A 7,812-nucleotide genomic window follows, 5' to 3' on the forward strand; every position below is an offset into this window, starting at 1 on the left:
CCTATTCACTTCGCGAAGGAAACCCGCAGCGTAGTGATCTGGAAGGCAGACAGATCGAAGCTCCACTCCCCTTGGCCACCGCGGAGCTCGGGTTCACTTTCGCTCGGACGGTAACGCAGATCGCAAGCGGTGACAGAGCCAGCCTTGGGGGCACGGAAGGTGACGCGTGAGGGCCCACCTTCGGCCTCGTACAGGCGGATCACAAGGTCACCACTGCGGTCAGGAGCCAAGGCAACAGACTCAACGACCGCACCATCGACACTGAAAGGAGCATCGACGGGGGCGCCGCTGACCTCTCGCTCACCCAGGTTAATCTGCTGACCGGCAGCGACTGCCTCGAGAACCGAGGCGTCGGGAACGATCCTGAAATTCCACTGGTGGTGCCCCTGATCCTGATCGGGATCGGGGAATCGGGCCGACTTGACCAAGGTGGCACGCACCTGCGACCAGGTACCTCGCCTGTCATTTTGGTGACGCGTGACATCCCACCCATAGGTGGCATCGTTTGCGATCGCCCACGAACGCGAGGCATTTTCCAAGCGGACCCAGCGGTGAGCAGAAACCTCAAAGCGGTAGGCATCCCACGAGGTATTCTCATGGGTCGGACGGGTAATGTAGCCCATTTGCGTTTCGTACTGGGCATGATCGGTGTGGAGTTCAACCGGGATCGAAAGCTTGAGAAGCTTTTCGTGCTCGTGCCAATCGGCCTCAACATGGAGGTCAATTGCTTTGCTTCCCGAGGTGAAAATCCAGACCAGCTCCATGCTGGAAGAATCAATACGCGCGGTGGAATGAATCTCTACCCGATCGTGTTCAACGACGACATTAGACACTGAACGGTCAGTGACAACACGCAGGGAGTTGCGGTAGAAAGGATCCAAATCCCAAGCGTCCCACATATTCGGGAAGTCCTGATGAATATGGAATTCTCCTGCCTTTTGACCAGCGGGGATCCATTCACGATCAGATTCAATTTCTCGCAGCGAGGTCAGTTCGCCACTTGTAGAAACACGCGCCTTGAAGAAGGCGTTCGTAATTTCGTAGCCATCGTCAACCTGGAGCAGGTGAACACCCTGGGAGTCCTTTTCTTCCACAGGAGCAGCAACCGACAGGGGTGCAGTTCCATGAAGCGAGAAGGAGGAGGCATTGGCAAGCAGTTCCCCGGTCTGACCGTCCTTACTTGATGCGGTAAGAACCGTGAGCGCCTTCTGAATGAGCGCTTCACAGCCTTCACGAATCTGCTTATGAAGCTCGCGGACTTCGCGGTAGACCCAAGCGATAGATGTTCCGGGAAGGATGTCGTGGAACTGGCAGAGCAAGAGGGTACGCCAGTAGGAACGAAGCTCCTCGTAGGGGTAATCCATCAAGCCTTGAATCGCCGCGTAGGAACACCACAGTTCGGTCTCGCGCAGGATTGATTCGCCTCGGCGGTTCCCTTGCTTCGCATCAATCTGCGAGGTGAAGGTACCGCGGTGCAGCTCAAGGTAGAGTTCACCGACCCACACCGGGATCTGGTCAGCGTCTTCCAGCGCCCGATCAAAGAACTGCTTGGGAGTTTCCATCACGACTTCAGGCGCGCCGCGGAGAGAGCGGAAGCGGTCAATGCGTTCAAGCATTTCACGGGTGGGGCCGCCACCGCCGTCACCATAGCCGAAGGGCATGAGGGAAACACTTGCGTGTCCCTTGTCCTTGAAGTTTTCGACGGCGTGAGTGAGGTTTTGGCCGGTAACTTCCGCACCGTAGGTGTCCATCGGCGGGAAGTGCGTAAAGATTCGCGATCCATCAATGCCTTCCCACAACAGAGTGTGGTGCGGGAAGGTATTGACCTGGTTCCATGAAATCTTTTGCGTCAGGAAGCGTTCAATTCCGGCTTCTCGGGCGATTTGAGGAAGTGCGGCAGAATAGCCGAAGGAGTCAGGAAGCCAGATTTCTTGGCACGAGGCGCCAAGTTCATTTTCAAAGAAGTCCAAGCCCTCAACCAACTGACGGCACATTGCCTCGCCGCCGGGAAGAACAGCATCCGGTTCGACCCACATTCCGCCAACGGGAACGATTCGGCCCTTTGCGACGAGCTCGCGGACGCGTTCGAAAAGTTCAGGGTCGTCTTCCTTAAGCCAAGCCACATGCTGAGCAGCGGGGAGAGCGAAGATTAAGGAAGAACCGTCCTCAATCAGACGGACAACGTTGGCAAGAGTCCTGTTGACCTTGCGACGTGTTTCGCGCAGCGGCCACAGCCATGCAGAGTCAATGTGTGCATGGCCAACAGCGCTGATTCGGTGCGCTCCGGGGTAAGCAGCAGCCTCCATAAAAGGCTTAAGAACTTCACGTGCTGCGCCAGCAGTTGCGACCACATCGTCAAGATCAAGGCAATCGAGCGCACGATTGAGTCCCAGCAGGACATCCCATTCATGATCGCCAAAGTGAGGCGCCGCCTCGATCATCTCGTGCAGAACTTGAATATCAAGTGCCAGTCCGTAGACATCTTCATTCACGACGACAAGGTCTGCTTGGCGGAAGTGGTACAGCTCTTGGTGCGAAGCCGTGAGCTTGTCGCCATCGTGAGTGGGCTGGAAGGGAGGAATGCCCAAAAGCAAGGGATTAGCCGCTGCCTCAATGACGTAGTCGATGTCGCTTCCGGACTCTTGTGCGACAGGAAGCCACCGGCTTCGAGGGTTCAGGGCCTTGACAGTCTTCCCCGACAGATCCCTTACCAGTGCTTCGGCGTGGAAACCTACAGAGTGTTCTTCGAATCCCAGATCGATTCGAAGCTCAAGACGCTGACCTTGTGAAAGTTCCAAGTCGCTGGGAACTTGCCCGTGGAGCTTGAACCACGTTGTCTGCCAGGCTCCGCCCCATGTCTGCCCTAATTCAAAAGGAGTGAAGTCAGCTTTCATGGCCTGTGCAAAACGAACTGGCTCCGAGATGACACCATCTTCTAAGGGCTGGCGCCACTGAGTGACATGCAGTGAAGAAATCTTCGTGTACTCACGCGGAAGGATTCGTTCCTTCAATGTGCGTGTCACACGCTGCATGAGGATTTCTTGATTATCGTGCATCACGTCTCCGTCTTCTGCAGCGCCTCTACTTCGAGGCACTGCGTTCAGAATAACAACTAATCCGGTTTAGTACGAGGTAAACTTGTAACAATCCGATTACGACCAGAGAAGGTGTCGCGATGGCGCGTCCAACAATCCGTGATATTGCGCGAGAAGCAGGCGTCTCCCGCGCAGCAGTATCATTCGCCCTCAACGATCGTCCCGGCGTTTCGCCTACCACACGGGCAAGAATAATCGATATCGCGGCCAAGATGGGATGGCGCCCAAATGCGACAGCACGTGCACTTTCCTCCTCACGTTCCAACGCAATTGGCTTGGTCTTACAACGCCCACGTGTCAATAATTCTTCAGAACGCTTCTTCTTCGAATTCATTACCGGCGTCCAAGACGCTTTAGACAACAGCGGCATTGATCTTCTCCTTCACCTTTCCCACTCAATGGAAGAAGAACTCAAGGCATACGAAAACTGGTGGGCCCAAGGACGAGTCGACGGAACGATTGTGGTTGACCCTCGTGATGACGATCCCCGTCCAGCAAAACTCAACGAATATGGGCTTCCGACCGTCGTTATTGGGCAAAAGTTTGATGAATGCGGCGCAGTTATTGGTGACGATGAACAGATGGTGCGCCTTCTTGCACTTCACTTGGCCGAGCAGGGGTGCCGACACATCGCATTCGTCTGCGGCTCTTCATCCTTCACACACATCCAGCAACGCATTGCCACCCTGCACGATTTTGGTCAGGAGCGCGGAATCTCAATTACTATCGCGGCGAATAACGAGTTTTCCGAGGCCTCGGCCCTTCATGCGACACGAGCACTATTAGCTACAACCAACCTTCCTGACGGGATCATCTTTGCTAACGAAATCCTGACCTTAGGCGGCCTGCAGGCAATCACTCACGCGGGACTGAAAACCGGTAAGGATATTAAGGTCTGCTCCTGCGAAGACTCCCCTATGTTAGGAATGTTCTCTCCCGCTGTCACTGCTATATCTCGAAATCCCGCAACGCTTGGGTTTGCGGGTGCACAACTCCTTCTGGAGCAACTACACGGCGAAAGCCCACGCACAGTTTCCGATCAAGAACCCACGCTTATCGCTCGATCTTCAACTACGTCAACCCAATAAGCTACTCATCCTCTAATTGGAGATGAGTGAAAACACATACGCCTGCCTTTGATGACAATAGGGATTTTAGTAAGCTTTCCCTTATCTAATTAAGGAAGGTATATGCCTCGTCATCGTATTGTCATCATTGGTTCCGGCTTTGCAGGATTGACTGCCGCACGTCGCCTCAAGCATGCAAACGCCGACATCACCATTCTTGCCCGTACATCACACCATCTTTTCCAGCCTCTCCTCTACCAGGTTGCGACCGGAATTCTCTCTGAGGGCGATATCGCACCAACTACGCGCGAAATCTTACGCAAGCAGAAGAACGTGACCGTCCTGCAGGCGCTCGTCGAGGAGATCGACGTCGAGGCTCGCGTCGTCAAGTGGCGCAACCACAACAAGTATGAGCGCACCGAGTACGACACGCTGATCGTGGCGGCGGGCGCGGGCCAGTCCTACTTCGGCAACGATCACTTCGCGGTCTTCGCGCCGGGCATGAAGACGATCGACGATGCCCTCGAGCTGCGCGCACGTATTTTCGGCGCCTTCGAGCTGGCCGAGATCGAGACCGACCCGACTGCGGTCGAGAAGCTCCTGACCTTCGTCGTCGTGGGCGCCGGCCCGACCGGCGTTGAGATGGCCGGACAGATCCGCGAACTCGCCTCTCATACACTCAAGGGCGAGTTCCGCAACATCGACCCGACCAAGGCGCGCGTCATCCTGGTGGACGGCGCCGAGCATCCTCTCCCCCCGTTCGGAGAGGAGCTCGGCCTCAAGACCGAAGAGGCCCTGGCCAAGCTTGGCGTCGAGATGAAGATGAACGCCTTCGTCACCGGCGTGGACTCCGAGGGCGTGACGCTGAAGTACAAGTCCGGCGAGGAAGAGCGGATCGAGTCCGTGTGCAAGGTGTGGGCCGCCGGCGTCGCCGCAAGCCCGCTGGGCCGCGCGCTGGGCGAGGCAACAGGTGCCGAGGTGGACCGCGCAGGGCGCGTCACCGTCAACAAGGATCTCACCCTGCCGGGCCACCCCGAGATCTTCGTGCTCGGTGACATGATGGCATTCCCGGGCGTGCCGGGCGTCGCTCAGGGCGCGATCCAGTCCGCGCGCTTCGCCGCCGACACGATCGCCGCCCGCCTTACGGGCCGTAAGCCGAAGGCCACGGAGTTCTCCTACTTCGACAAGGGCTCGATGGCGACGATCGCGCGTTTTAAGGCCGTCGTGAAGATGGGTAACAAGAAGCTCACCGGCTTCATCGCGTGGGTGGCCTGGTGTTTCCTCCACCTGCTCTACATCGTTGGCTTTAAGTCGCAGGTGGGCACGCTCGTGAGCTGGTTCTTCAGCTTCATGTCCGGTGCGCGCCCCCAGCGCACGACCACGAACCAGCAGATGGTGGGCCGCCTCGCCCTGGAGCAGCTCGGCGCTGGCGCATCCGGCAAGCTCGTCGTCGGTGAAGACGTCGTCGAGGAGCGCGAGCAGGAGGACTGACGCGCGTCGCTCTGACGGTGCACTTATGCGTGCCATCGAGCGCTTTGTCAAGGCGCACTGACAAGCAGGCAATCAAACACTGTGTGGGGCCGGAAGCAAGAGCTTCCGGCCCCACACAGTGCCGCTTGCGCAAGCACACGCTGGCAACAGATAAAGCGCAAGTGTTAAGCACTCTGTCATAAGATACGAGGTATGGTTGATCCTGTAGTAGCCACACTTTTTGGCGTCGCTGTAGCGTTCACGAAGACGTTGTTACGCTCCACCAATAACAACCTCAGTGCGGAAATTGTCGGCGACACAGCCGGGCCTCTCGCAGCAATTTCCCAACTGGTTCTCGGGCAGAGAGGTTCGCAGAAGCAGGTCGAACGCGCGATCAATAGAGATCTGGCTACGCGGATGCGCAACATGCATGAGCGTTGCTACCGCGAAGGCATTGATCCCGATCGTCTGGCCAATCCCTGCGCAGAGGTGGAAGCCGCCTTAAACACCATCGGCGATCATAAGCGGATGCTTGAACAGGCAGTGCACGACCCTGACGCACTTCGCACAGACTTTAAAGAGCGTGCTTTAAAACATCGAGCGCAGGTCGACGAGTGCTTGGTGCCATACTTTGACGAACTGATCACAGCGGTCGTCGAACAGTACATTGCCTACGCTGAGCGGTCACCGAACTACCTGTATGTAGCAACCAAGCAGTCGTTGAAGAATGACAGGGAGAGTCGCGAAACAGGCGCCAAAATTCTCGACGCAGTTGACAATGTCGCACACATGGTTGGGAAGTTCGCATCCAGTGACAGCAAGCCGAGCCGCGTCTTTTTCGGTAGCCGACCGGACGTGGTAGCGGGAGACCGTTTTATCGAGCGTAGTGAGCAAGAGCAGCTGAACTCGCTGATTGCCGATCCAATGAGACGACGCACGGTTTTGGTGGGCATGCGCGGCTGCGGAAAGACCCAGCTTGCCGCCGCTCTCGCCAAGCAGTGCGAAGACGCAAACTGGAACCTCGTCGCATGGATAAACGCGGCATCATGCGAATCAATCCAGAGCGACCTAGTCGAACTCGCCAAGCAACTCGGAATTAGCACGAGCGACCAGCCCACTCAAGACCAGGTTATCCGCAGTTTCCTCAGCTGTGTGAAGTCCGCCGAACCTACCGACAGGCTCATTATCTTTGACAATGTTGAGAACATCGATGACCTTCGCGGACTTGTACCGAGCGGCGACGGCCTGCGTGTTGTCGCAACGACGACGAACAACACCGGCTGGGAACATCAAGACTGGAACCGAATCAAAGTCGAGGAATTCGATCGCAGCGAGTCGATCGACTACCTCCTCACGGTCACCAACTCCGATGATCGCGAGGCCGCGGATGCATTGGCCGACCGCCTCGGCGACTTGCCTCTCGCCATTGCCCAGGCTGCTGCAACCGCAAGCAAGAAAGACCTGTCAGTGACCCGGTATCTCAAGCGACTGGAGTCGCACCGCAAGGAACATGCCATTCGCCCCGTTCCTGGAGATGACTACACGACTGACGTCGCTACGGCACTGTGGATGGCCGTCGAAGACGCCATTGATAGTCTGGAGGGTGCCATGAAGGAAGCGGCTCGACGCCAGTTGGGTGCGCTTGCTCTACTCGCTGAGTCCGGCGTGCCGACACGGTGGCTTGACCCCACCATCGAGCAGCTGTATGACGCCGATTCTCCTGGCACTCACCGAGACTCGGATGAGGATGCCCACGACGCGCTCACGGAGCTCATTCACAGGTCCATCGTCCAGCAGTCCGCAGACGGATCGACGACCATGCTGCATCGCCTGCAGGCACAGGTGCTGCGCGAATCGTGGACCAACGACGAACACGACGAGGCACACGCAGCGGCTACGGACCTGCTGGGCAGCGTCAACATCGGCAAATACCCAAGCAACGACACGAAAGCCCGCCGACAAGAAGCCCTCGACCTCGTCGAGCAGCTTCGTTCCATTGGATCGCAGGAACATTCCCAGATTCTATTCGAGAACCCGCAAACCACTGCGTCTCTATACCGTGCATTCTCACATGCAAGTGAACTCGGGCTCGCTTACGAGGCTCTGACCCTCGACGTTGCCGTGGATTCTCTCGACGGCCTACTAGGCCCACAACACCCCACCAGCCTGACCTCACGCGA

Annotated in this window: 4 protein-coding genes; 3 read left to right on the forward strand and 1 reads right to left on the reverse strand. The window is 57.2% G+C overall.

Features of this window, described 5'->3' with window-relative positions; translation table 11 throughout:
- Positions 1–5: 5 nt before the first annotated feature.
- Positions 6–3,056, reverse strand: coding sequence for an alpha-mannosidase (locus HGAS_RS06675; RefSeq protein WP_019127054.1), 3,051 nt, complete (start codon positions 3,054–3,056; stop codon positions 6–8).
- Positions 3,057–3,175: 119 nt separating this feature from the next.
- Between HGAS_RS06675 and HGAS_RS06680 the strand changes: the two genes are divergently transcribed.
- The 3 genes from HGAS_RS06680 to HGAS_RS06690 form a co-directional block, all read left to right on the forward strand.
- Positions 3,176–4,183: a LacI family DNA-binding transcriptional regulator gene (locus HGAS_RS06680; RefSeq protein WP_019127055.1), complete on the forward strand. Its 1,008-nt coding sequence runs from the start codon at positions 3,176–3,178 to the stop codon at positions 4,181–4,183.
- 102 nt (positions 4,184–4,285) lie between these two features.
- The gene (locus tag HGAS_RS06685) at positions 4,286–5,653 is read left to right on the forward strand and encodes an NAD(P)/FAD-dependent oxidoreductase (RefSeq protein ID WP_019127056.1); all 1,368 of its coding nucleotides are present in this window, start codon (positions 4,286–4,288) and stop codon (positions 5,651–5,653) included.
- A gap of 192 nt (positions 5,654–5,845) precedes the next feature.
- On the forward strand, positions 5,846–7,812 hold a 1,967-nt coding region (locus tag HGAS_RS06690; protein ID WP_019127057.1), incomplete at its 3' end, for an NB-ARC domain-containing protein.

Source organism: Actinomyces sp. ph3 (assembly GCF_000308055.1).
Lineage (GTDB): Bacteria > Actinomycetota > Actinomycetes > Actinomycetales > Actinomycetaceae > Pauljensenia.